This window comes from Microbacterium sp. 22195 (genome assembly GCF_052056515.1).
Taxonomy (GTDB): Bacteria; Actinomycetota; Actinomycetes; order Actinomycetales; family Microbacteriaceae; genus Microbacterium.
On the sequence record NZ_JBQEPE010000003.1, the window covers coordinates 234,965 to 255,280 of the forward strand.

Annotated in this window: 19 protein-coding genes; 5 read left to right on the top strand and 14 right to left on the bottom strand. The window is 69.9% G+C overall.

From position 1 onward, the window contains the following. Positions 1 to 22 precede the first annotated feature (22 nt). Positions 23 to 1,138 (top strand): Wadjet anti-phage system protein JetD domain-containing protein, encoded by a 1,116-nt coding sequence (locus ACTJJ4_RS11850; protein WP_440943654.1) that lies wholly within the window; start codon positions 23 to 25, stop codon positions 1,136 to 1,138. Between the two features lie 266 nt (positions 1,139 to 1,404). Here the strand turns inward: ACTJJ4_RS11850 and ACTJJ4_RS11855 are convergent, their stop codons facing one another. From ACTJJ4_RS11855 to ACTJJ4_RS11870, 4 genes are read right to left on the bottom strand one after another with little or no spacing between them, the layout of a single operon-like run. After that, positions 1,405 to 2,259 (bottom strand): fumarylacetoacetate hydrolase family protein, encoded by an 855-nt coding sequence (locus ACTJJ4_RS11855; RefSeq protein ID WP_440943502.1) that lies wholly within the window; start codon positions 2,257 to 2,259, stop codon positions 1,405 to 1,407. Positions 2,260 to 2,274: 15 nt separating this feature from the next. After that, positions 2,275 to 3,453 (bottom strand): L-rhamnonate dehydratase, encoded by a 1,179-nt coding sequence (gene rhmD, locus ACTJJ4_RS11860; RefSeq protein WP_440943503.1) that lies wholly within the window; start codon positions 3,451 to 3,453, stop codon positions 2,275 to 2,277. After that, positions 3,450 to 4,487: a zinc-dependent alcohol dehydrogenase gene (locus ACTJJ4_RS11865; protein ID WP_440943504.1), complete on the bottom strand. Its 1,038-nt coding sequence runs from the start codon at positions 4,485 to 4,487 to the stop codon at positions 3,450 to 3,452. Before ACTJJ4_RS11865 ends, rhmD begins: the two co-directional genes overlap by 4 nt. 32 nt (positions 4,488 to 4,519) lie before the next feature. After that, positions 4,520 to 5,863, bottom strand: coding sequence for an MFS transporter (locus ACTJJ4_RS11870; RefSeq protein ID WP_440943505.1), 1,344 nt, complete (start codon positions 5,861 to 5,863; stop codon positions 4,520 to 4,522). Positions 5,864 to 5,996: 133 nt separating this feature from the next. On the opposite strand from ACTJJ4_RS11870, the gene ACTJJ4_RS11875 reads away from it, so the two are divergent. Beyond that, positions 5,997 to 6,764, top strand: coding sequence for an IclR family transcriptional regulator (locus ACTJJ4_RS11875; protein ID WP_440943655.1), 768 nt, complete (start codon positions 5,997 to 5,999; stop codon positions 6,762 to 6,764). A gap of 123 nt (positions 6,765 to 6,887) precedes the next feature. Here ACTJJ4_RS11875 and ACTJJ4_RS11880 read toward each other — a convergent pair whose 3' ends face one another. The 4 genes from ACTJJ4_RS11880 to ACTJJ4_RS11895 form a co-directional block, all read right to left on the bottom strand. Continuing rightward, the gene (locus ACTJJ4_RS11880; RefSeq protein ID WP_440943506.1) at positions 6,888 to 7,226 is read right to left on the bottom strand and encodes a DUF7882 family protein; all 339 of its coding nucleotides are present in this window, start codon (positions 7,224 to 7,226) and stop codon (positions 6,888 to 6,890) included. A 224-nt stretch (positions 7,227 to 7,450) separates the two neighbouring features. Further along, positions 7,451 to 7,762, bottom strand: coding sequence for an SHOCT domain-containing protein (locus ACTJJ4_RS11885; protein ID WP_292699612.1), 312 nt, complete (start codon positions 7,760 to 7,762; stop codon positions 7,451 to 7,453). A 126-nt stretch (positions 7,763 to 7,888) separates the two neighbouring features. After that, positions 7,889 to 8,551: a response regulator transcription factor gene (locus ACTJJ4_RS11890; protein ID WP_440943507.1), complete on the bottom strand. Its 663-nt coding sequence runs from the start codon at positions 8,549 to 8,551 to the stop codon at positions 7,889 to 7,891. Next, positions 8,548 to 9,747 carry a sensor histidine kinase gene (locus ACTJJ4_RS11895; RefSeq protein WP_440943508.1) on the bottom strand — a complete coding sequence of 400 codons (1,200 nt, stop codon included), beginning with the start codon at positions 9,745 to 9,747 and terminating at the stop codon, positions 8,548 to 8,550. Before ACTJJ4_RS11895 ends, ACTJJ4_RS11890 begins: the two co-directional genes overlap by 4 nt. 111 nt (positions 9,748 to 9,858) lie before the next feature. On the opposite strand from ACTJJ4_RS11895, the gene ACTJJ4_RS11900 reads away from it, so the two are divergent. From ACTJJ4_RS11900 to ACTJJ4_RS11910, 3 genes are all read left to right on the top strand, one after another. Beyond that, positions 9,859 to 11,346, top strand: coding sequence for a deoxyguanosinetriphosphate triphosphohydrolase family protein (locus ACTJJ4_RS11900; protein WP_440943509.1), 1,488 nt, complete (start codon positions 9,859 to 9,861; stop codon positions 11,344 to 11,346). A gap of 86 nt (positions 11,347 to 11,432) precedes the next feature. Further along, the gene (locus tag ACTJJ4_RS11905) at positions 11,433 to 12,353 is read left to right on the top strand and encodes an NADP-dependent oxidoreductase (RefSeq protein WP_440943510.1); all 921 of its coding nucleotides are present in this window, start codon (positions 11,433 to 11,435) and stop codon (positions 12,351 to 12,353) included. 116 nt (positions 12,354 to 12,469) lie between these two features. Beyond that, the gene (locus ACTJJ4_RS11910) at positions 12,470 to 12,727 is read left to right on the top strand and encodes a hypothetical protein (protein WP_440943511.1); all 258 of its coding nucleotides are present in this window, start codon (positions 12,470 to 12,472) and stop codon (positions 12,725 to 12,727) included. An 85-nt stretch (positions 12,728 to 12,812) separates the two neighbouring features. Here ACTJJ4_RS11910 and ACTJJ4_RS11915 read toward each other — a convergent pair whose 3' ends face one another. From ACTJJ4_RS11915 to ACTJJ4_RS11940, 6 genes are all read right to left on the bottom strand, one after another. Continuing rightward, positions 12,813 to 13,073 (bottom strand): DUF6458 family protein, encoded by a 261-nt coding sequence (locus ACTJJ4_RS11915; protein ID WP_292699631.1) that lies wholly within the window; start codon positions 13,071 to 13,073, stop codon positions 12,813 to 12,815. A 132-nt stretch (positions 13,074 to 13,205) separates the two neighbouring features. Then, the gene (locus ACTJJ4_RS11920; RefSeq protein ID WP_440943512.1) at positions 13,206 to 14,669 is read right to left on the bottom strand and encodes a purine-cytosine permease family protein; all 1,464 of its coding nucleotides are present in this window, start codon (positions 14,667 to 14,669) and stop codon (positions 13,206 to 13,208) included. Positions 14,670 to 14,752: 83 nt separating this feature from the next. Next, the gene (locus ACTJJ4_RS11925; RefSeq protein ID WP_440943513.1) at positions 14,753 to 16,396 is read right to left on the bottom strand and encodes an amidohydrolase; all 1,644 of its coding nucleotides are present in this window, start codon (positions 16,394 to 16,396) and stop codon (positions 14,753 to 14,755) included. Between the two features lie 31 nt (positions 16,397 to 16,427). Then, a complete protein-coding gene (locus ACTJJ4_RS11930) occupies positions 16,428 to 17,531 on the bottom strand; it encodes a C45 family autoproteolytic acyltransferase/hydolase (protein ID WP_440943514.1) in 1,104 nt (367 codons plus the stop codon). Next, positions 17,528 to 19,258: an amidase gene (locus ACTJJ4_RS11935; protein WP_440943515.1), complete on the bottom strand. Its 1,731-nt coding sequence runs from the start codon at positions 19,256 to 19,258 to the stop codon at positions 17,528 to 17,530. The genes ACTJJ4_RS11930 and ACTJJ4_RS11935 overlap by 4 nt, the downstream gene beginning before the upstream one ends. Beyond that, positions 19,255 to 20,304, bottom strand: a complete 1,050-nt coding sequence (locus tag ACTJJ4_RS11940) for an agmatine deiminase family protein (RefSeq protein ID WP_440943516.1) — start codon at positions 20,302 to 20,304, stop codon at positions 19,255 to 19,257. Before ACTJJ4_RS11940 ends, ACTJJ4_RS11935 begins: the two co-directional genes overlap by 4 nt. Positions 20,305 to 20,316 lie beyond the last annotated feature (12 nt).

The window sequence follows — 20,316 nt, forward strand, 5'->3', positions numbered from 1 at the left end:
TGTCCGCCTCATCGAGCGCCGTATGGAGCGCACGTGGGCCGAAGAGATCACGGGCGAAGGCGGTGCGCCCATGTGGCCGCATCGGTTCCCTCTGTCGTCAGGGTCGTCGAGTGCACTGAGCGAGGACTTCGCCAGCGTCGTCGAGCAGGTGTCGAGGTGGCGCGGGTGGGCCTCCGATCAGGATGCGGTACTGGACGAGCGAACTCGGCGGATCGGTGGCATCTCGCACTCGATCCCGTCGCACTTCGTGGTGCGCTCGATCGAGGACGCGGCGAGACTCCTGAGCGGAGAGTGGCAGGTACGCCTCCAGCGCGGGATCGCCCGGAACCAAGCGCTTGGAGAGCGATTCCCGACGTTCACGAAGCGAGGGTGGCTGCTGCGCCTCGTCGACGGGTTCGACGATGTGGACTTCGCGCTGCTCCTTCGCGCCGGCGCCTGGTTCAGAGAGAACTCCGCGGCAGGGCTCACACCCCGCCAGGTGCCCCTGGAAGGCTTCCACGCCAAGTGGCTGAACACTCGTCAGCACCTGGTCGCGGCGCTCTCCGGGCGAGACAGCCTGGAGCTGGCCCCGAACCATCCGTCAAGGATCCACTTCACGTACCTCGACCCCGGATATCTGGGCCGCGGCGGCCGCCGCCATGACAGCGCCACGATCGGCGACCAGTTCGCACCGGCCTACTCACCGCAGGTGGTGATCATCTCCGAGAACAAGGACACCGCGGTGAACTTCCCCGCGCTGCCCGGCGCCATCAGCGTGGAGGGCGTGGGCAAGGGCGGTACGACGATTGCAGCCTTCGATTGGATCACCGAGGCACCCGCAGTCGTCTACTGGGGGGACATGGATGCCGACGGGCTCGAGATACTCGACGGATTCCGTGCTGCTGGGGTTCCCGCTCGCTCAATCCTCATGGACCGTGAGTCATTCGCTCGCTGGGAGAGGTTCGGCACGAACGTCGACCAGGGTGGACGAGCACTTCAGTCCCGCACCCCGCGGGCGGTTGAGCACCTGACCGACGATGAGCGGGCGCTCTACCTCGACCTCGCAGACGCCGGCTGGTCACGGGTGCGGCGTATCGAGCAGGAGCGTATCCCATTGGACGTCGCACACGCACTGGTGGCCGCTCATGTAAGCATCTAGCGCCCCGGCAGCCGCCGCGGCGAGGCCTATCAACGCGCCATCGCGGCGCGACAGACGGCGATTCCCGCCGCGCCGCGCAGGGCGCGGCGTTCCCGCTTGGATGCCTCTTGCCCCGGTTCAGATGCGCGCCTATTGCACGTTCTTCCGCCGAGGCGCGGCGGCACACCGAGGCCCGATCCGCTCCACCTTTCTCTGTCGGTTGCATTTCCGGGTTCTCCGCCGGCCGCGCGGAGTCCCTAAGGCCGGTGAATCGGATGGGAGGGGCTCTACCTCTCGGCGGGCACCAGCGTCTGCCGCTGGGAGCCGAGTCCGTCGATGCCGATCTCGACGACATCCCCGGCACGCAGGTAGGGGAACCGACCCGATAGAGCAACGCCCTGCGGTGTGCCGGTGTTGATGAGGTCTCCCGGCTCAAGCACGAGGTACTGCGACAGGTGATGCACGATGTGCGCAACGGTGAAGATCATGTCGGCGGTGTTGGAGTCCTGCCGCGGTTCACCGTTGACTGTGGACCACAGGCGCAGGTTCTGCGGGTCGACCTCTTCGGCGGGAACGAGCGCCGGCCCGAGCGGGTTGAACGTCTCTGCATTCTTGCCCTTCGACCATTGACCGCCCGACTGCTCGACCTGGAACGCGCGCTCCGAGACGTCGTGCGAGACGACGTAGCCTGCGACGTGCGCGAGCGCGTCCTCAGGACTGGCGAGGTAGCGGGCACGGGTGCCGATGACCACCCCCAGCTCGACCTCCCAGTCGACCTTCTCGGCTCCCGGCGGAATGAGAACGTCGTCGTACGGACCGACGACGGTGTTCGGGTGCTTGTGGAAGAGGATCGGCACCGATGGCGGAGCGTCACCGGATTCGGCCGCATGGGCGGCATAGTTCTGACCGATGCAGAGCACCGCCTGCGGGCGGGCGATGGGCGCGCCGACGCGCAGCAGCTCGGCGCCATCGAACGAGGGCAGCTCGCCCGCGTCCAGCGCTGCGCGGGTTCGAGCGATGCCGCCGCCCGCGAGGAAGGCGCCGTCGATGTCGCCGGTGAGGCCGTCGAGGCGCAGGACGCGGCCCTCATGGCGGACCGCAGGGGTCTCGGTGCCGGGGTCGCCGAGGCGGAGGAATTCCATGTGTCGTGCTCCAGATCAGTGTGTGTAGGGACGGTGCTTCTGAATGGCATCCGAGAGTTCGACTCCGAAGCCGGGCGTCTCGGGAACCTTCAGTCGGCCGTTCACAGGAACGGGCTCACCAGTCAGCATCGGGGAGAACATCGGCACCACCTCCTCGGCGGTGGGGTGCATCATCAGGAACTCCGCGAACGGGCTGTTCGTGCGCGTTACGACGAAGTGATACGAGTACACCGACGAGCCGTGCGGCACGACCATCGTCCCGTGCGCGTCGGCAAGTGCCGAGATCTTGATGAGCTCGGTGATGCCGCCGCACCAGCCGACGTCGGGCTGGATGAGGTCGACGCCGGTCTCGAGCAGCTGGCGGAAGCCCCAGCGCGTGGCCTCGTGCTCGCCGGTGGTGATGAGCATCGACGAGGGTGCACGCTTGCGCAGCTCGGCGTATCCCCAGTAGTCGTCGGGGATGAGGGCTTCTTCGAGCCACTTCAGACCGTGGTCGGATGCCGCGTGTGCGAGCCGGGTCGCGTAGTCGACGTCAAGCGACATCCAGCAGTCGTACATGAGCCAGAAGTCGTCTCCGACCCTCTCGCGCATGTCGGCGAGCAGTTCGATGTTCCTGCGAAGACCCTCCTCCCCTTCAGCAGGACCGTGGTGCAGGGGCATCTTGCCCCCGATGAAGCCGAGTGCCTGCGCCCTGTCGGGGCGGGCGCCTGTGGCGTAGAACTGCAGTTCGTCGCGGACCGGGCCGCCGAGCAGCTCGAACACGGGGACCTGGCGGATGCGTCCGAGCAGGTCGTACAGGGCGAGGTCTACGCCGCTGATGGCGTTGAGCACGACGCCGCGTCGGCCGTAGTACAGCGTGGACTTGTACATCTGGTCCCAGATGCGTTCGATGTCCGTGACCGCGCGCCCTTCGAGGAACCGTGCGAGATGCTTCTCGACGATGAACGCGCCTATCTCGCCGGCGGTGGTGACCGAGAACCCGACGGTGCCGTCGCTGGCCTCGATCTCCACGACGAGGGTGCCGAGGACGTTGATGCCGAAGCTCTGACGTGACTGGCGGTACTCGGGGTAGACGCTCATGGGTGTCGCGATGTGGTCGTCGATCCAGTGCCCGGCGTTCTGGTCGTGGTAGTCGGCTCCGCCACCGCGCACGGTGTAGGCGCGGACTTCGCGGATGGTAGGGGTGCCTGTCATCGGGTCTCTCCGTCTCGGTCGAACCGGACAAGCACCTTGCCCGGGGTGCCGTCGCCGGCGGCAAGTCCGGCGAAGGCGTTGTCTGCGTCGGCGACGTCGATCTCGCGGCTGACCAGCACACGATAGACGTCGGGGTCGCCGGCGATGGTGTGCGCCGCGTGGATGAAGTCGTCCGACCCGTAGGTGAAGCTGCCGATGAGGGAGCGCTCCTCGGTGCTGATGAGGAAGGCGTCGAGAGACACCTGTGGCGCGCCCATGCCGACCAGGCAGACGGGAGCACCGAGCACCGTGCTGGTCAGCGCGTCTTGCAGCGTGGGGGTGATGCCGACAGCATCCACCGCAGCGTCGGCGAGCCCGCCGCGCTCTCCGAGCTGTTCTGCGATGGGACCGTCGACGGGGTCAATGACCTCGGCGCCGAGCTTCTGCACGAGCTCGCGCCGGGCGGCATCCATCTCACTGACGAGGATGGTTCCCGCCCCGGCATCGCGCAGCGCGATGACGACGGACTGTCCGATGGGACCACCGCCGATGACCAGCACTCGTCTGAGGCTGTCGGCGGGCAGCTTCCTCACAGCGTGAACGGCGACGGCAAGAGGCTCGATGAGCGCGCCGAGCTCAATGGGCAGCGAATCAGGGAGCGGAACAACGTTCCGCGCAGGGACCACCACGTAGTCGGCGAAGGCCGCCGGGATCTCCGCCGCCACACCGATGACGTATTTGCGTGGGTGGTGCTGCTCGCGGCCGGCGTACTCGGCCGCGTCGTCGGCCGGAACGACGACCGGGTTGAACGTCACCGGGGTGCCCTCGACGAGTCCCTCCACGTCGGCGCCCACCGCCGCGACTGTGCCGCTGGACTCGTGGCCCATCACCTGCCCGGGGTGACGGCGTCCGTTCTCGCCCGTGTAGCCGTGCACGTCGGATCCGCAGATCCCGGTCGCGGACACTCGGATGAGAACTTCGTCGGGCCCCGGATGAGGCGTAGGGGTGTCACGGACGTCGAGGCGTCCGATCTCGCTGAGGACGAGCTCGCGCATGAGTAGGTCTCCTTGATCTTGCCGACCGGGGGTCAGCGCTGGTGGGTGGGCGCGGACACTGCCAGTCCGATGCCGTCGGTCTCCCGCACTGCGGGGCTGACGACTCGGCTGAGTGCGATGAGAGCGGCTCCCAGCAGGGCGATGACGGCGAGCACGATGAGTCCGGCACTGTCGCCGAACGTCGCGTCGGCCCAGTTCTTCAGAATCGGGGCGAGGAATCCACCGAGGCTGCCGAGCGAGTTGATCAGCGCGATGCCGCTCGCGGCGGCCGCGCCGAGCAGGAACGACGTCGGAAGGGTCCAGAACACCGGCTGCACCGAGATGAATCCGGCGGCCCCGATGCTGAGGGCGGCGAGAGCGACGATCGGGTCCTGGATCACGGCGGAGAGCACAATCCCCACACCGGCTGCTGCGAGAGCGAGGGTGGCGATGAGCCGCCGCTGGCCTGTGCTGTCGGCGAGGCGGGACAGCACGAACGTCACGATCAACGCGAACGTCCACGGCACAGCGGTGAGCAGTCCGACTTCGAGACCGACGGGCTGCCCGACGATGGTCGCGATCTGGGTCGGCAGGTAGAACGTGACGCCGTAGACACTCATCTGGATGGTGAGGTAGATGGCGGCGAAGTAGAGCACCACGGGGTTGCCCAGAGCGCGCAGGGCACCGCGCGGGGAGTGATTCTCCTTGGCGGTGTTCTCGTCGTCCAGCGCGCTCAGCAGCGCCTCGCGCTCGTGTGCGTCGAGCCACTTCGCATCCTTCGGGCCGTTGTCGAGGTAGAAGAATGCCACGATGCCCACGAGGACGGTGAGGATTCCGGTGACCAGGAACATCAGCTGCCATCCGTGGATCGCGACCTTGTCATCGAGGTCCAGGAGCATGCCGGACAGCGGCCCGCCGAAGATGAACGCCAGCGGTGCGCCGAAGTAGAACAGGCCGTTCACCCGAGCCCGGTACTTCAGCGGAATCCAGTACGTCAGGAACAGGATGACCCCGGGGAAGAAGCCGGCTTCGGTGATGCCGAGCAGCACGCGCAGGATGTAGAAGGTCCACTCGTTCGTGGCGAAGATCATCAACGAGGAGACGATGCCCCAGGAGATCATGATGCGGGCGAGCCAGATCTTCGCGCCGACTCGGCGCATGAGCAGATTCGACGGGATCTCGAAGATGGCGTAGCCGACGAAGAAGATGCCAGCGCCGAGTGCGTATGCGGCGTCAGAGATTCCGGTGTCGGCCTGCCAAGCGACCTTGGCGAAGCCGAGGTTGGCGCGGTCGAGGAACGCCAGGATGTACATGAGGAGCAGGATCGGGATCAGCCGGAGCGTGACCTTGCGGACGATGGCGGCGAGTTCCGGCCGCGTGGAGGACTGAGAGGACATCGGGACATCTCCATTGACGAGGGGTATTCATGGCGTTCACGTATATGAACTTGGTGTCTCAGACCTGAACGCGCGATAGTGTGACACAACACTCCTGTTCACACAACACAGCGCGGAGGTGAGGGTGACCGAGATGGAACCGGGGGCGGTCAAGTCCGCCGGCCGGGCGCTCGAGATCATCGAGCACCTTGCCGCGGTCGAGGCGCAGACTTTCCCCCAGCTGTTGAAGGCCCTGGAACTGCCGCGGTCGAGTGCTCACGGACTGTTGCGCACGCTCGTGGCTGCGGGGTGGGTCGAACTGGATCCGGCGACGAAGCGATACACGCTCGGGCTCAAGGCCTGGCAGATCGGGCAGCGCTACGACGGACATCGACTTCTCCTCCACGCCGGGCCGTCTCTCATGGCGAAGCTCACTGACGAGACAGGCGAGACTGTGCAGATGGCCAGGCTCGACGGCGTGGAGAACGTCTACATCGCGATCAGCCCCTCACCGAATCCGATGCGGCTGGCCTCAAACGTGGGCATGCGCCTGCACGCCCACGCCACAGGAATCGGAAAGGCGCTACTGAGCACGCTCGATGATGACGATGTCCTGCGGCGACTTCACCAGGTCGCCATCCCGCGGCTCACGGCCCGAACGCTCACGCAGCCGGACGAGATCCTGTCCGCGATTCGCAGAGGACGAGATCTCGGCTTCTTCGTCGACGACGAGGAGTTCATCGACGGATGCCGCTGTGTCGCCATCCCGATCACGACGACGGAGGAGACGGGCGTCGCCGCAGCGATGAGCATCACGATGCCGACCAGCCGCACCGATGACCTGTGGCCGTACTCGATGGTCGAGCCCCTGCGCAGAACCGTCCGGCACCTACGGGCGGACATGGCACTCGAACTCGCGTGATCCACTCCAGCGGCAGGGCTGGTGCAACACCGAAGCAGACGCTCCGCTTGTACCCGAGGCCGCTTTCCGCCTGACCTACGCGGCCTTGCTCGCGCTGAGCAGGAACGGCGAGGCGCAGGATGCCTACGCGAGCGCGTCCGCGGTCTCCCGCAGGGTGGACCCCGTCGACGCAGGTTCCGGCGTGAGGTACAGCCCGCCCGGCGAGTTCGCGGTGAAGGCGAGGGCATCCACCCACGCACGGTTCACGCTCGGCTGACGACTGCCGTAGTACTTGAACACGAGAGCGCTGTTCGCATGCATCCAGACGGTGGTCCGACCGCCGCCGACGCTGACGTCCTCCCGCCAGGAGAACGGGAACGGCTCGCTGCGTCGAAGCTTGGCGGTGATCACGAGCTGCATGTGCAGCAGCGCGCGATCCTCGATCTCCACCTTCTGCGCACCCTCGTAGATGAACTTGCCCATGACGGTCCCTCTGATTATGTCTCCACGAAACCCGTTGCCAAGAGGCACGGCCCGGGGACCGTCATGTGGGGATATCCCCACCCTCGCACACTTCGCGCCGCAATGCCCCCCCGATCTCGCGCCGCGAGGAGACCGGGCGCGAAACGAGACTCCCGCCCCGGCATGAGACACCTGAGTGCGGGTCTCATGCCAGGACGGAAGTCTCAGCGGCCGAACGGAGAGCCTCAGGCCTCCGGACGGTTGGCGCGCAGCACCTCCAGGCGCGCACGGTACTCGGTCTCGTCGACGTCGCCCCTGGCGAACCGGTCGGCGAGGATCTGCTCGGCGCTGCGGCTCTGCGCACCGCGCATCCAAGGAGCCCCTCCGCCGGGAGCCGCCTGCCAGGGCCCACCCCAGTAGCGCCGGCGGCGCACGATGAGGGTGATGAGCAGGGCCACGATGATGAGGAACATCACCGGGCCGATGAAGAAGAACGGCCAGAACGGGGCGACGCCCCATCCGGCGTGTGCGGCGACGGCCGCGGTTGCTGCGAGCATGATGCCCTTCCTTTCATCGGCCGTGTCTCGACCGATGACTCCAGCGTCGTCCGATCGCTCGCCGGGCGAATCCGCCCCGGGGAGTGACTCCGGATGCTCCCGCGGGAGTACCCGCAGCAGCAGGCGCTACCGCCAGCCGGGCGCGACCAGGCCGGTCTCGTACGCGATCACGACCAGGTGCACCCGGTCGCGGGCCTGCAGCTTGGACAGGATGCGGGAGACGTGCGTCTTCGCCGTCAGCGGGCTGAGGAAGAGCTCTACGGCGATCTCGTCGTTGCTGAGCCCGAGGCCCACCAGCCGCAGCACCTCGCGCTCGCGCTCGGTGAGAACGTCCAGCTGCGCGGCATCCGGAGCCTCCCGCAGCCCGACCGCCAACCGGTCCAGCAGGCGCCGGGTCACCCCTGGAGAGAGCAACGCGTCGCCCTCGGCGACCGCCCGCACCGCCCGCACCAGGTCGGCGGGCTCGGTGTCCTTCACGAGGAACCCGGCTGCACCGGCGCGCACGGCGCGGGCGACGTACTCGTCCAGTTCGAAGGTCGTCACGATCACCACGTGCACGTCCTGCAGCGCCGGGTCCTCGGCGATCTGCTCGGTGGCCCACAGGCCGTCGCCGTCGGGCATCCGGATGTCCATCAGCACCACGTCGACGGGCGTCACCCGGATGCGCTCGAGCAGCTCCCGGCCTGCGGCAGCCTCCGCGACGACCTCGATGTCGTCCTCGGCGTCCAGCAGCGCGCGGAATCCAGCGCGCACGAGCAGCTGGTCGTCGGCCAGGGCGACGCGGATCATGATGTCCTCCCCCACGGCAGCTCGGCGACGACCTCGGCGCCGCCGCCGGGTCGGTCGGAGAAGCGGATGCCACCGCCCAGCAGCTCCGCGCGCTCACGCATCCCGAGCACGCCGCCATGGCCGGCGGCCGCCGGATCCACGCCGCCGAACCCGGCGCCGTCGTCGCTGATCGTGACGATCAGCTGCCCATCGAGCCGCTCCAGCACGACCCGCGCATGCGCGGCATCCGCATGCCGGACGACGTTGGTGAGCGCCTCCTGCACGATCCGGTAGGCGGCGAACTGCGCGGCGCGGCCCGGCTCCTGCCCGTCGAGGCGATCGTCGAGCGCGACCTCCAGGCCGGATCCGGTGACACCCGCGATCAGTCGCGGCAGCTCGGCGAGCTCGGCCTGCGGCACCAGGGGCACCTCGCCCTCGCGCAGCACGCCGAGCACTCCGCGCACCTCCTCGAGCGCGAGCTTGGACGTGTCCTTCACGTTCTGCAGCGCGGCGCGCGCCTGCTCCGGATCGCGATCGAACAGGTGCAGCCCCACACCTGCCTGCACGTTCATCTGCGACAGGGCGTGACCCAGCACGTCGTGCAGCTCCCGGGCGATGCGAATCCGCTCCTGCTCCTCGGCGCTGCGACGGCGGTGCTGGATCTCGGCGCGCATCGCCGCGCGCCTCGCGCCTCGCGAGCGCAGCCCGGTGCCGATCGCGAAGCACACGGCGAGTCCGACCGTCGCCGCGACGACCACGCCCGGGAACCAGGTTCGGTCGATCAGCGTGCCGATCAGGATGGCGGATGCCCAGCCGACGCCGACCGAGATCGCCGCCCACACGATCGCGCCGCGGGCGACCGCGCCGATCACCGCGAACGCCAGTGCGATGTACGGCGGACCGCCGATCGGGGTGGTGAGCACGTCGAGCAGCGCGAACCCCGCCACCGCCGCGACCGTCGGGCCGGGAAGCCGGCGCAGCGCCAGGAGCGCCAGCGGTCCAGCGACCGCGAGCGCGATGTGCAGCACGACCGGCCAGTGCGGGACGTGCGGCGCCGTGCGCACCGTGATCCACACCGCCGCCGGCACCTGGATCAGCAGGCTCAGCACCACCGGCGCGACCAGGCGCAGGCGCCGTCCGACCCGCGCGGGAGGGCCCCAGCCCGCGCCGTCCAGGGGATCGGCGCCCTGGTCGGCGAAGCGCTGCAGATCCGGCATCCTCCGATGCTAGTTCTCGCGCCCCGCGCGCGGCATCCGCTCGTGGTCGTCCCCGCTCGTACTCCCGGAGGAGTACGTCAGCACTCCCCCGCCGCGTGCCACACTGGGCGGATGACGGATGACCCGCGCCAGACGCGACGCCTGCCCGAGACGCTCGACGAATTCCAGCAGGCCGAGGGGCATCCCGACTTCCGGGTGGACGTGGAGCGCATCCGCTTCTCGCCGTACTACTCGCGGCTCTCGGCCGTGACGCAGGTGATCTCGCAGGCCGGCGCCGGCCTCGCGGTGCACAACCGCCTGACGCACTCCATCAAGGTCGCGGCCGTCGCCCGCGCGATCGCGACCCACCTCTCCACGCGCACCGACAACCGCGGCCGGATCGTCGGGGAGCTCGGCGGCGCGCATCCGGTCGTCGTGCAGGCGGCCTCGGCGGCGCACGACCTCGGGCATCCGCCGTTCGGGCACCTCGGCGAGCAGACCCTCGACCGCCTCGCACGCACGCGATTCGGGTTGCAGGAGGGCTTCGAGGGGAACGCGCAGACCTACCGCATCCTCACCCGCCTGGACGAGCACGACCGTCCCGGCGTCGGCCTCAACCTCACCGCGGCGGTGCGCGCCGCCGTGCTGAAGTACCCCTGGCGGCGCGGCGAGGGCGGCGCACGACGGGGCGGCGCGAGCAAGTTCAACTTCTACGCGATCGACGAGCAGGATGCCCGCGGAGCCCTGTCGGCGTACCCGCTGATCGAGCCGGGGCAGCAGACCGTCGAGTGCTCGATCATGGACATCTCCGACGACATCGCCTACTCGCTGCACGACCTCGACGACTTCTACCGTGCGGGTCTGCTGAACCCCGCGACGTTGTCGGCCGAGTTCCGCACCTGGCACCGCGAGCTCGCGACCCTGCGCGCCTCCGACGTCGCTGCGCTGGCCGCCGACTCCCGCATGCCCGGTTCCTCGCTGGAGCTGCTCTGGCGGCGGCTCAAGGAGAAGGACGCCTGGATCGCCGACCCCGACGCCTTCAGCGAGGCGGTCGCGAAGGTCAAGACCGAGGTCATCGACGGGCTCGTCGCCGAGCCGTTCGACGGCTCCCTGGCGAGCGAGCGCACCCTCGCGAGGTTCACCAGCGGGTGGATCGCGCGCCTGCAGTCCTCGGTGGAGGTGCACCGGCATCCGCACATCCGCTGCGGCCACGTCTCCCTGAACCGGCAGGCCTGGCACGAGGTCGCGGTGCTGAAGTTCCTGCATGAGCGGTTCATCCTGGAGCGCCCCGACCTCACCGTCTACCAGCGCGGTCAGGCCAGCGTGCTGGAGCGCCTGGTCGACGGCTTCACCGCCTGGCTCGACGATCCGCGCGACGCCCGTCGCGCCCCGCGCCGGCTGATCGACCTGGTCGAGCTCTCCACCGACGACTACCGCCGGTTGCGGAAGGACGCCCCGGAACTGGTCGAGTCGCGCACGGATGCCGATCTCGACGCGCTCGCGCGGGGCCGCGGCATCATCGACTACGCCGCCTCGCTCACGGACGCACAGGCGATCTCGCTGGATGCGCTGCTCGCCGGCCGCACCGAGCGGCTGTGGGACGCCGGGCAGGGACTGTAGCCCGGGATCGTTCCTCATCCCGGAACTTCGGCCCGGTGGGTGCGCACGCGTGCGAGAGTGGAGGACACGTCCCTGAGGAGGCCTGCATGCGCGCCGTCGTCTATCACCGTTTCAGCCAGGATCTCGACACCCTCGAAGTGCGTGATGTCCCCGAGCCGAAGCTGTCCCCGGCATCCGTGATCATCGAGGTGCGCGCCGCGGGCGTGAACCCCGTGGACTGGAAGCTCATGGCCGGCGGGCTGGACGCTCTGATGCCCACGCAGTTCCCCGTCATCCCCGGTTGGGATGTCGCCGGCGTGGTCGTGGCCGTGGGGCTCGACACCCCCGAGTTCCAGGTCGGTGACGAGGTGATGGCGTATGCGCGCACCGACACGGTCGGCGGCGGGACCTTCGCCGAGCGCGTCGACGTGCCCGTGCGGGCCGTCGCGCACAAGCCCGCGGCCCTCAGCTGGGAGCAGGCAGGAGCCCTCCCGCTCGCCGGCGGCACCGCGCTGCGTGCGGTGGACGCGCTGGGCGAGCTGCACGCGCGCACCGTGCTGATCCACGGCGGCTCCGGCGGTGTCGGCAGCTTCGCCGTGCAGATCGCGCACGCCCGCGGCGCGCGGGTGATCGCCACGGCATCCGAAGCCAACCACGACTACCTGCGCAGCCTCGGCGCGCACCCCGTCACCTACGGCGAGGGGCTCGCGGAGCGGGTGCTCGCCCTGAACGGCGGGCCCGTCGACGCGGTCGCCGACTTCGCCGGCGGGATGCTGGACGTCACCCTCGCCGTGCTGGCCGACGACGGCGTGCACGTGTCGATCGCCGACCCTTCCGTCACCCAGCACGGCGGCCGGAACATCTGGGTGCGCCCGGACGGCGAGCAGACGGCGCGACTCGCGGCCATGGCGGCGGAGGGCGTGCTGAAGGTGGAGATCGCGAAGACCTTCCCGCTCGAGGGGGTCGCGGATGCCTTCCGCGCCAGCCAGACGCACCACGTGCGCGGAAAGCTGGTCATCGTTCCCTGACCGCGGCGTCCGGTCCGGCCACCAGACGCCTCTGATCGCCGTCAATCCCCGCTCGTTCACAGCATCGGTGGCGCACACTGAGCAGAGTCGGGGGACCAGACGCTCAGGAGGATGCGATGTCGGACGATTTCATGCTGCACCAGGTCTCCCCCGATGACTGGATGATCATCGACATGCGCTTCCCCGCCGGCGACCCGCAACACCTCGTGGCCTGCATCATCGAGGAGGACGGGCACGTGGAGGTCCGCTGGTTCCGGCACGTCACGCTCCCCTCGCGATTCCGCAGCCGCACCGATGCGCTGGACGCGCTCGTCACCGCCGAGGAGCCCGAGCCCGAGCCCGAAGCAGTGCTCGCGGCGCCGGCGCCCGCCTGACTCGCAAAAGGCGCGCCCCGGCTCCCGGAACGCGCACCGGACACGGTGAACGGCCGGGCCATGACGACCCGGCCGTCGGTTCCGGTCAGAACACCTCGTCGCCGCCGGGCTCACGCACCGACCGACGCGAGACGTTGCCTCCGTCGACGGTTCCGTCCGTGCGCGTGACGACGTCCGTGCGCCGACGACGTGCCATCAGCACGATGCCGACGAGGAACGCGACGACACCCGCGCCCATCAGGATGTAGCCGATCATGTGGAGATCCGCCCACGGGACCTGCACGTTCAACGCGAAGGCGAGGATCGCTCCGATCACGAACAGGACGATTCCGGTTCCGATGGTCATGACGGTTCCCTTCGTTCAGGTGGCGTCGGGTCGTCGCCACGGGAACCACGGTGACCGAGTCCGCCCGCGTTCTGAAGGGGGTTGACAACCCCGCCCCAGGTGCGGGCGGCCGATCACCCTCCGATCAGGCCATCACGCGATCTGCGCGCGGATCGTCCTGCGGGCCAGCAGCGCGTACAGCCCGACCGACACGATCAGCCCCACGGGGACGGACAGGTCCACCCCGCCCAGCGCGGCGCCCAGCGGGCCGACCCACACCGTGGTGGACAGGAACAGCGCAGTGGCGACGCCCCCGACGACCACGGCCACGACCCCGGCCATGCCGAAGCCGCCGCGGTACCAGAACGGGGCGCCCGGCCGCTCGTCGAACAGCTCGAGACCGTCGTAGCGGTTGCGGCGCAGCACGATGTCGGCCACGTAGACGCCCATGGTGGGCACCGAGATGATCAGCAGGAACTGCAGCATGAGGTTGACGGCGCTGATCAGGTCGGATGCCAGCACCAGCACGATCGTGAACGCGCAGCCGAGCGCGCCGATCAGGATCGCGGACGGGATGCGGCGGATCGGCACGCCGATCGACTGCAGCGCCATGCTCGCCGTGTAGGTCGTCATGCCGTTCAGCGAGATGCAGTTCACCAGCACGCCGAGCACGAACAGCGGCGCGAGCCAGGCCGGCAGGCTCTCGAGCAGCGAGTACTCGATGCCGTTCGCGAGGCTCTCCGGCCCGACCGTGCCGCCCAGCACGACGCCGAAGGCGGTGATCAGCACCGCCGGGAACAGCTGTCCCAGCGCTGTCGCGCCGATGATGCCGGATGCCTTCGTGTCACGCGGCAGGTAGCGGGCCATGTCGGCGCTGTTGCTGAACGACAGCGGCGACGACGCCATCAGGGCGAACGCGATCGTGATGCTCACCCACAGCGGCAGCCCTTCGAGCGGCGCGGGCTGCGTGAAACCCCAGTCCAGCGTCGGCGCGATGAAGCCGATCACGAGCGCGAAGATCACGAACAGTCCGATCGAGATCGCCATGTAGGCCTTCAGGATCAGTGCGTGGCCGTACACGGCGACGATCACGGTGATCGCCGAGACCACCACGGCGACCAGGATCGGTGCCAGGACCGGATCGGGGAAGCCCCAGCGCTTGAGCAGCTCGCCGCCGATGAACGAGGCGGCCACCCAGTTCAGCGCGAGGAACACCCCGGAGATGAACCAGCCGTAGAACGCGATGACGATCTTGTTGCCGTGGATGCCGTAGATCGCACGCTGGACCACGGAACCGGAGGTGCCGGCCGCGGGACCCGAGATCGCGACGATGCCGGGCAGGACCGCGAGCACGCTGGAGACCAGGACGACCAGCAGCGCCTGCCAGATCTCCAGCCCCAGCACGAGCGTCATCGACGCTCCGACGGTGATGTTCAGCACGCTGACGCCGGGCGCCGACCAGACGAAGAACAGGTCCCGCGCGCGGCCGTGGCGCTCGGAATCGTCGATGATCTCGATGCCGCGGGTCTCGGGGGTGTTCGCCGCGTCGACGAACTCGGTTCCCGCGGGGTGCGCCTCGGCGGCGAGGGGGGCGGGAACAGCGGATGCTTCGGACATTGCGGTCCTTCCAGGACGGTCGCCTCCTGCGTCGCTGCAGGGGCGTATGGGTTTCGGGGGCGTTCGGATTCAGTGGGGGCGGGTCACGGTCGCCGGTAGGCGGCCTCGCCGTGCACCAGGGTGAGGAGCACGGCGCCGGTGAGCAGGTCTTCTGTGGGGGCGGACAGCGGATCGATGTCGAGCACGGCGACGTTCGCGTGGAAGCCTGGCGCGATCCGCCCGTAGGCGTCGTCGATCGCGCCGACGTAGGCCGCGCCGGAGGTCGCGGCGGCGAGCGCCTGCGCGGCGCTGAACGCCCGCTCCGGGTGGTACGGGGCCAGCGTGCTGTCGATGGACGATCGCCCTGACATCGCGATGAACAGGTTGTGCAGCGCCTCATGGGGTGCGGTGGGGGCATCGGTGCCCAGCGCGACGGGGACGTCGACGTCCCGGAACCAGTTCCACGGGAAGCCGTCTTCGGCGCGCTGATCGCCCAGCACCGCCATCCAGTTGTCCAGGATGGCGGGGTCGCAGTGCACGGGCTGCATCGACGCGGCGATGCCGTGCTCCCGCATCCGCTCGACCGTCTCGGGAGCGACGGACTCCAGGTGCTCGATGCGCGGCCGTCGTCCGGTGCCGACACCGTTCGCCTGCTCGCAGGCCTCGACGAGATCCACGGCGAGCGCACTCGCGGCATCGCCGATCGCGTGCATCGCGAGCTGCAGGCCGGCGCGGTCGGCGGCGATCGCGACCGGCGTCGCGGCCTCGCGGCTCCAGATCGGGTCGGCGTTCGACCCGTCCGCATAGGGGCGCACCATGGCGGCGGTGCAGGCGTCGATCACGCCGTCGAGGATGAACTTCACGCCGACGACCTTCAGCCACGGGGTTCCGGTCGCCGCCAGCTCGTCGCGCAGCTGCACGGCGCGATCCACCTGTGCGAGGTCGGCCGCCGGGTCGCCGGTGGAGCTCAGCCACCAGTGCGCGGTCACGGGGAACGGCAGCCGCCCGTCGCGGTCGAGCCGGCGCCGCAGCGCCGCGATCGACTGCTCGGTCATGCCCATGTCGGCGGCGCCGGTGACGCCGGCCGCCAGGTAGGCGTCGAACGCGAGGTCGAGGTGCCCGTCGACCTCCTCCTCGGTGCGGATGCCGTCGAGATAGTCGGCGAGCAGATCCATGGCCGCGGTCTCGAGCAGGAAGCCGGTGGCGTCGCCGTTCTCGTCGCGCACGACCTCGCCGCCGATCGGGTCGGCGGTGTCGCGATCGATGCCCGCCGCCCGCAGCGCGGCGGTGTTCACCCAGGTGCTGTGCAGATCGTTCGCGTCGAGGAACACCGGGATGTCGTCGATCACGGCGTCGATCATCGCGGCGGTCGGCTGCGTGACACCGTCGGGCAGCGCGTCGAACAGCCAGCTGACGCCCTCGATGATCTCGGCATCCGGATTCGCCTCGCGCGCCTCCCGCAGCCGCTGCTGGATCTGCTCGACCGAGGTGCAGTCGCGCAGCTGCACCTTGCCCTGCGCGTGGCCGAACATCGCCAGGTGCGCATGCGCCTCGATCACTCCGGGCATCGCGAACGCCCCGCCCAGGTCGACGACCGCGGCGTCCGGGCCCGCCGCAGCCCGCACGTCGTCGTCCGTGCCCACGGCGAGGATGCGGTCGCCGCGCACAGCGAAGGCCGAGTGCAGCGGGGCATCCGCCAGACCGTCGAAGACGACGGCGTTCACGTAGACGGTGGTGTTCTCGGTCATGGCGGATCCTCCTCGATCAGACGGTGAGTTCTCAGACGGTGAGTTCGATGTGCGGCCGGGTGGTGTTCTCGGCGGGGGTGCCGTCGAGGACGTCGGCGCGGCGCGCCGCAGGGTCGAGCACGACGGTCGCGAGGCTCGCCCAGCGCTGCCCCATCGGCAGGCCGAGGTCGGGCACGCAGGTCACGGGCGGTTCCCCGTCGCGGGTGACGAGAGCGGCACGCAGCTGCTCGGCATCGGCGGGTGCCGGGCCCCCGGCCAGACGATCCCGGAGGAAGTCCCAGCGCTCACCGGAGTCGGGCTGGTACAGCCAGGTCTTCTCCTCGGCCGCCGGCTCGGCGGTGAGGAAGTGGTTCGTGCGCAGCCAGGTTCCCTCGGTGACCGCGGGGGCCTCGAACACGCCCTCCGGGCTGATGTCGAGCAGCACGGCCTCACCGTCCGCGTCGAACAGCGCGAAGGAACCGGAGCTCGTCACGGGCGCCGTGCGCACCAGCTCGACGGCGTGCGCGACGCTGGTCGCCTCCTCCAGCACGAGCGCCGCGAGCACGTGCATCGGGATGCCCTCCGGCCGGTCGGACCGGTGCCCGAGGATGTTGAAGTGCAGGGCGACACCGGCGCTGTTCACGCCGATCTTGCCGAGGATGCCGCATTCGGTCAGCCCTGCGTAGTCGTGGGCGCCGCCGCGGGAGACGACGGTGTGCCAGTAGGGCGCGATCTCCATGTGCCAGTCCCAGGTCTGCACACCGAGGGCGTGCGCACGCCCCTGATCATCACGGACGGAGCGCACGATGGTCGAGCACTCCCCCGGCGGAACGGCGACGCTGCGGGACAGGATCTCGGTGCGCCCGTTCAGCGCGGCGACGCGCCACAGCTCGGCATCCGCCCCGGACGCGATGCCCTCGATCTGCGTGCGCAGCGCCGGACGGTGGGCGCCGATCGCGTCGAGCAGCCGCTCGGCGTCGTCGCGCACGGTGCGCTCGTCGATGCCGCCGAGACGGAACAGCCGGTCGTAGGCGTCGATCGTGCCGGGCAGCGTGTCGCGCAGCTGCCGGCCCCTGTCGGCGCCGCGCTCGAACGGGTCCGTGGCGTCGACGACGATCTGCAGCCGCCGGTCGGGGCGCGGGAACGGCGAAGTCATGAGAGTTCCTCTCCGGGAAGGGCGGGCGTGCGCGGCGGCGACGTGCGGCGTGCGCCGGTCGCCTCGAAGGCGGCGGCGAGGCGGAGCAGTACGGTGTCGTCCCATCCTCGACCGGCGAAAGTGAGCCCGACCGGCATCCCGATGTCGGCCATCGTGCCCATCGGCACGGTGACCGTCGGCACGCCCAGGTGCCGGATCGCGAGATTGCCGTTCGCGACCCAGACCCCGTTGCGCCAGCCGGCGTCGGCTGATGCCGGGTTCACGTCCATGTCGGCGGGCCCGACGTCGGCGACGGCGGGGAACACCACGGCGTCGAGGCGGAGGCCGTCCATCCACTCCTCGAGGTCGATCCGCCGGGTCTCCTCGAGCCCGTGCACACCCTCCTCGAGGTGCGGGATGTCGGTGAACGTCGTGTGCGGCCTGTCGCGCACGAACCGCGGGTACTCGGCGATGTCGTCGTCGAAGCCGGTGTAGCGATCGGGCAGGGCGCCCTCGGGCTGCGGGAAGATCCGGGCCCCGTCGACCAGCTCGAGGCGGTCGAGTGCGGGGTCGCCGTTCGCCCGCAGGAAGTCGTCCCACGCCCAGGCGGAGAGGTCCTCGATCTCCGAGCGCAGGAACCGATCGCTGATCAGGCCGCGGGTCTTGAGCGTGGGCGCGCCCGCTCGATCGCCCTCGTAGTTCGTCACCAGCGGGAAGTCGACCTCGACCACCTCTGCGCCCGCGGCCTGGAGGTCGCGACGGGCCCGCTCCCACAGGTCGATGACGGATGCCCTTGTCTCGATGCGGCTGCCGGTCGGGCCGCCGATCGTGGTGCCGGTCCCGGCATCCGGGTCGGCGTTGATGTACATCCGCGGCACGCCGAAGCGACGCCCGGCGAGGGTGCGGTGCGCCTCGTCCGCGTCGGACGGCGCCAGCGCGACGTACGACGGCGGCCGCACCGCGGATGCCGCAGGGATCGTCACCCACGGCTGCCCGCGCCAGAAGTCACCGCGCGGATCGGCGTCGTCGGCCACCACGATGTCGAGCACCTCGAACAGATCGGCGATCGTGCGGGTGTGCGGAACGACGACATCCATCGTGGGGACCAGCGGCCAGTTGCCGCGCACCGAGATCACGCCGCGCGAGGGTGTGTAGGCGCACAGCGCGTTGTTCGATGCGGGAGCGCGACCGCTGGACCAGGTCTCCTCGCCGAGGCCGAAGGCGCAGAAGCTGGCCGCGGTCGCCGTGCCCGAGCCGTTCGACGAGCCCGAGCCGAACGCGCTGGTCAGCCAGTCGGCGCTGTAGGGGCTCTCCGCGCGGCCGTACACGCCGCGCTGCATGCCGCCGTTGGCCATCGGCGGCATGTTCGTGAGACCGAGGCAGATCGCGCCTGCCGCGCGCAGCCGCTCGATCGTGAACGCGTCGCGCTGGGCGACGAGGTCGGCGAACGCCGGGGACCCGGATGCCGCGGTGAGACCCGCCACCAGATAGCTGTCCTTGGCCGTGTACGGGATGCCGTCCAGCGGCCCGCGCGTCTCTCCGGCGGCGCGGCGGGCGTCCGACGCGGCCGCCTCGGCTCGCGCGGCGGGGTTGCGCACGACGACCGCGTTCAGCGCGGTCTCGGTACCCGGCGCGTCGAAGGCGTCGATGCGAGCGAGGTAGGCGTCGACGAGCGCGACAGCAGTGGTGCTGCCGTCCTCGAGCGCGGCGCGGAGGTCGGCGATGGATGCCTCGACGACGTCGATCATGCGACACCCCCGGCCGACGGCAGCAGGGGCTGCTGCTGGGTGATGCAGTGGATGCCGCCGCCCCGCGCGAAGATCGGGCGGGCGTCGACGGTCACGACGCGTCGGCCCGGATACGCGTCCTCGAGGATGCTCCGCGCCCTGGCATCCGCCTCGGGCTCGCCGAACCCGCACGCGATGACGCCGCCGTTGACCACGAGATGGTTCACGTAGCTGTAGTCGACGAACTCGCCGTCGATGCGCAGCGTGGCGGGCGCGGGCAGGTCGACGATCTCGAACGAGCGGCCCGCGGCATCCGTCTGCTCGGCGAGGTGCTCGCGCAGTTCACGGGTCACGGCATGGTCGGGATGTCCGGCATCCTGCTGGGCGTGCAGCAGCATCCGTCCGGGTGAGGGAATGGTCGCGACGATGTCGACATGCCCGTTGGTGCCGAACTCCTCGTAGTCGGCGGTGAGCCCGCGCGGCAGCCAGACGACCTTCTGCGCGCCGATCGTGCGGGCGAGCTCGGCCTCGACACGGGCCCTGTCGGCGAGCGGGTTGCGACGGGGGTCGAGCTGCACGGTGTCGGTGGCCAGCACGGTGCCCTCGCCGTCGACGTGGATGCCGCCGCCCTCGTTCACCAGCAGGCTCGAGACCACCTCGGCGCCGACCTGGCCGGCGACGATCCGCGCGTGCTGGGCCGCCTTCTGCCATTCCGCCCAGGCCGGTGCGCCCCAGCCGTTGAAGATCCAGTCCACGGCGCCGAGCACGCCGGGTCGCTCGTCGTCGACGACGAAGGTGGGGCCGGAGTCGCGCAGCCAGTACTCGTCCACGGGGGCCTCGACGATGTCGACCGCCGTGCCGAGCATGCGGCGAGCGCGGTCGGTCTCGGTCGGGTCGACGAGCAGGGTGACGGGTTCGAACTCGGCGACGGCGAGCGCGGTGTCGGCCCACGCCCGGTAGCCGCTCTCCCGGTGCTCATCCCCCGTGCCCAGCGTGGTGCCGGCGCGAGGGAAGGCCATCCAGGTGCGCTCGTGCGGGTCGCCCTCGTGCGGCATCCGCCATCCCATGCTGTCCTCCTC

Coding starts and splice junctions, on each gene's coding strand:
- ACTJJ4_RS11925 (WP_440943513.1), bottom strand. CDS start 16,396: ATGACCGAGAACACCACCGTCTACGTGAACGCCGTCGTCTTCGACGGT.
- ACTJJ4_RS11855 (WP_440943502.1), bottom strand. CDS start 2,259: ATGGAATTCCTCCGCCTCGGCGACCCCGGCACCGAGACCCCTGCGGTC.
- ACTJJ4_RS11870 (WP_440943505.1), bottom strand. CDS start 5,863: ATGTCCTCTCAGTCCTCCACGCGGCCGGAACTCGCCGCCATCGTCCGC.
- ACTJJ4_RS11920 (WP_440943512.1), bottom strand. CDS start 14,669: ATGTCCGAAGCATCCGCTGTTCCCGCCCCCCTCGCCGCCGAGGCGCAC.
- ACTJJ4_RS11915 (WP_292699631.1), bottom strand. CDS start 13,073: ATGACCATCGGAACCGGAATCGTCCTGTTCGTGATCGGAGCGATCCTC.
- ACTJJ4_RS11935 (WP_440943515.1), bottom strand. CDS start 19,258: ATGATCGACGTCGTCGAGGCATCCATCGCCGACCTCCGCGCCGCGCTC.
- ACTJJ4_RS11905 (WP_440943510.1), top strand. CDS start 11,433: ATGCGCGCCGTCGTCTATCACCGTTTCAGCCAGGATCTCGACACCCTC.
- ACTJJ4_RS11880 (WP_440943506.1), bottom strand. CDS start 7,226: ATGGGCAAGTTCATCTACGAGGGTGCGCAGAAGGTGGAGATCGAGGAT.
- ACTJJ4_RS11890 (WP_440943507.1), bottom strand. CDS start 8,551: ATGATCCGCGTCGCCCTGGCCGACGACCAGCTGCTCGTGCGCGCTGGA.
- ACTJJ4_RS11865 (WP_440943504.1), bottom strand. CDS start 4,487: ATGCGCGAGCTCGTCCTCAGCGAGATCGGACGCCTCGACGTCCGTGAC.
- ACTJJ4_RS11850 (WP_440943654.1), top strand. CDS start 23: ATGGAGCGCACGTGGGCCGAAGAGATCACGGGCGAAGGCGGTGCGCCC.
- ACTJJ4_RS11910 (WP_440943511.1), top strand. CDS start 12,470: ATGTCGGACGATTTCATGCTGCACCAGGTCTCCCCCGATGACTGGATG.
- ACTJJ4_RS11940 (WP_440943516.1), bottom strand. CDS start 20,304: ATGGGATGGCGGATGCCGCACGAGGGCGACCCGCACGAGCGCACCTGG.
- ACTJJ4_RS11875 (WP_440943655.1), top strand. CDS start 5,997: ATGGAACCGGGGGCGGTCAAGTCCGCCGGCCGGGCGCTCGAGATCATC.
- ACTJJ4_RS11885 (WP_292699612.1), bottom strand. CDS start 7,762: ATGCTCGCAGCAACCGCGGCCGTCGCCGCACACGCCGGATGGGGCGTC.
- rhmD (WP_440943503.1), bottom strand. CDS start 3,453: ATGACAGGCACCCCTACCATCCGCGAAGTCCGCGCCTACACCGTGCGC.
- ACTJJ4_RS11930 (WP_440943514.1), bottom strand. CDS start 17,531: ATGACTTCGCCGTTCCCGCGCCCCGACCGGCGGCTGCAGATCGTCGTC.
- ACTJJ4_RS11895 (WP_440943508.1), bottom strand. CDS start 9,747: ATGCCGGATCTGCAGCGCTTCGCCGACCAGGGCGCCGATCCCCTGGAC.
- ACTJJ4_RS11900 (WP_440943509.1), top strand. CDS start 9,859: ATGACGGATGACCCGCGCCAGACGCGACGCCTGCCCGAGACGCTCGAC.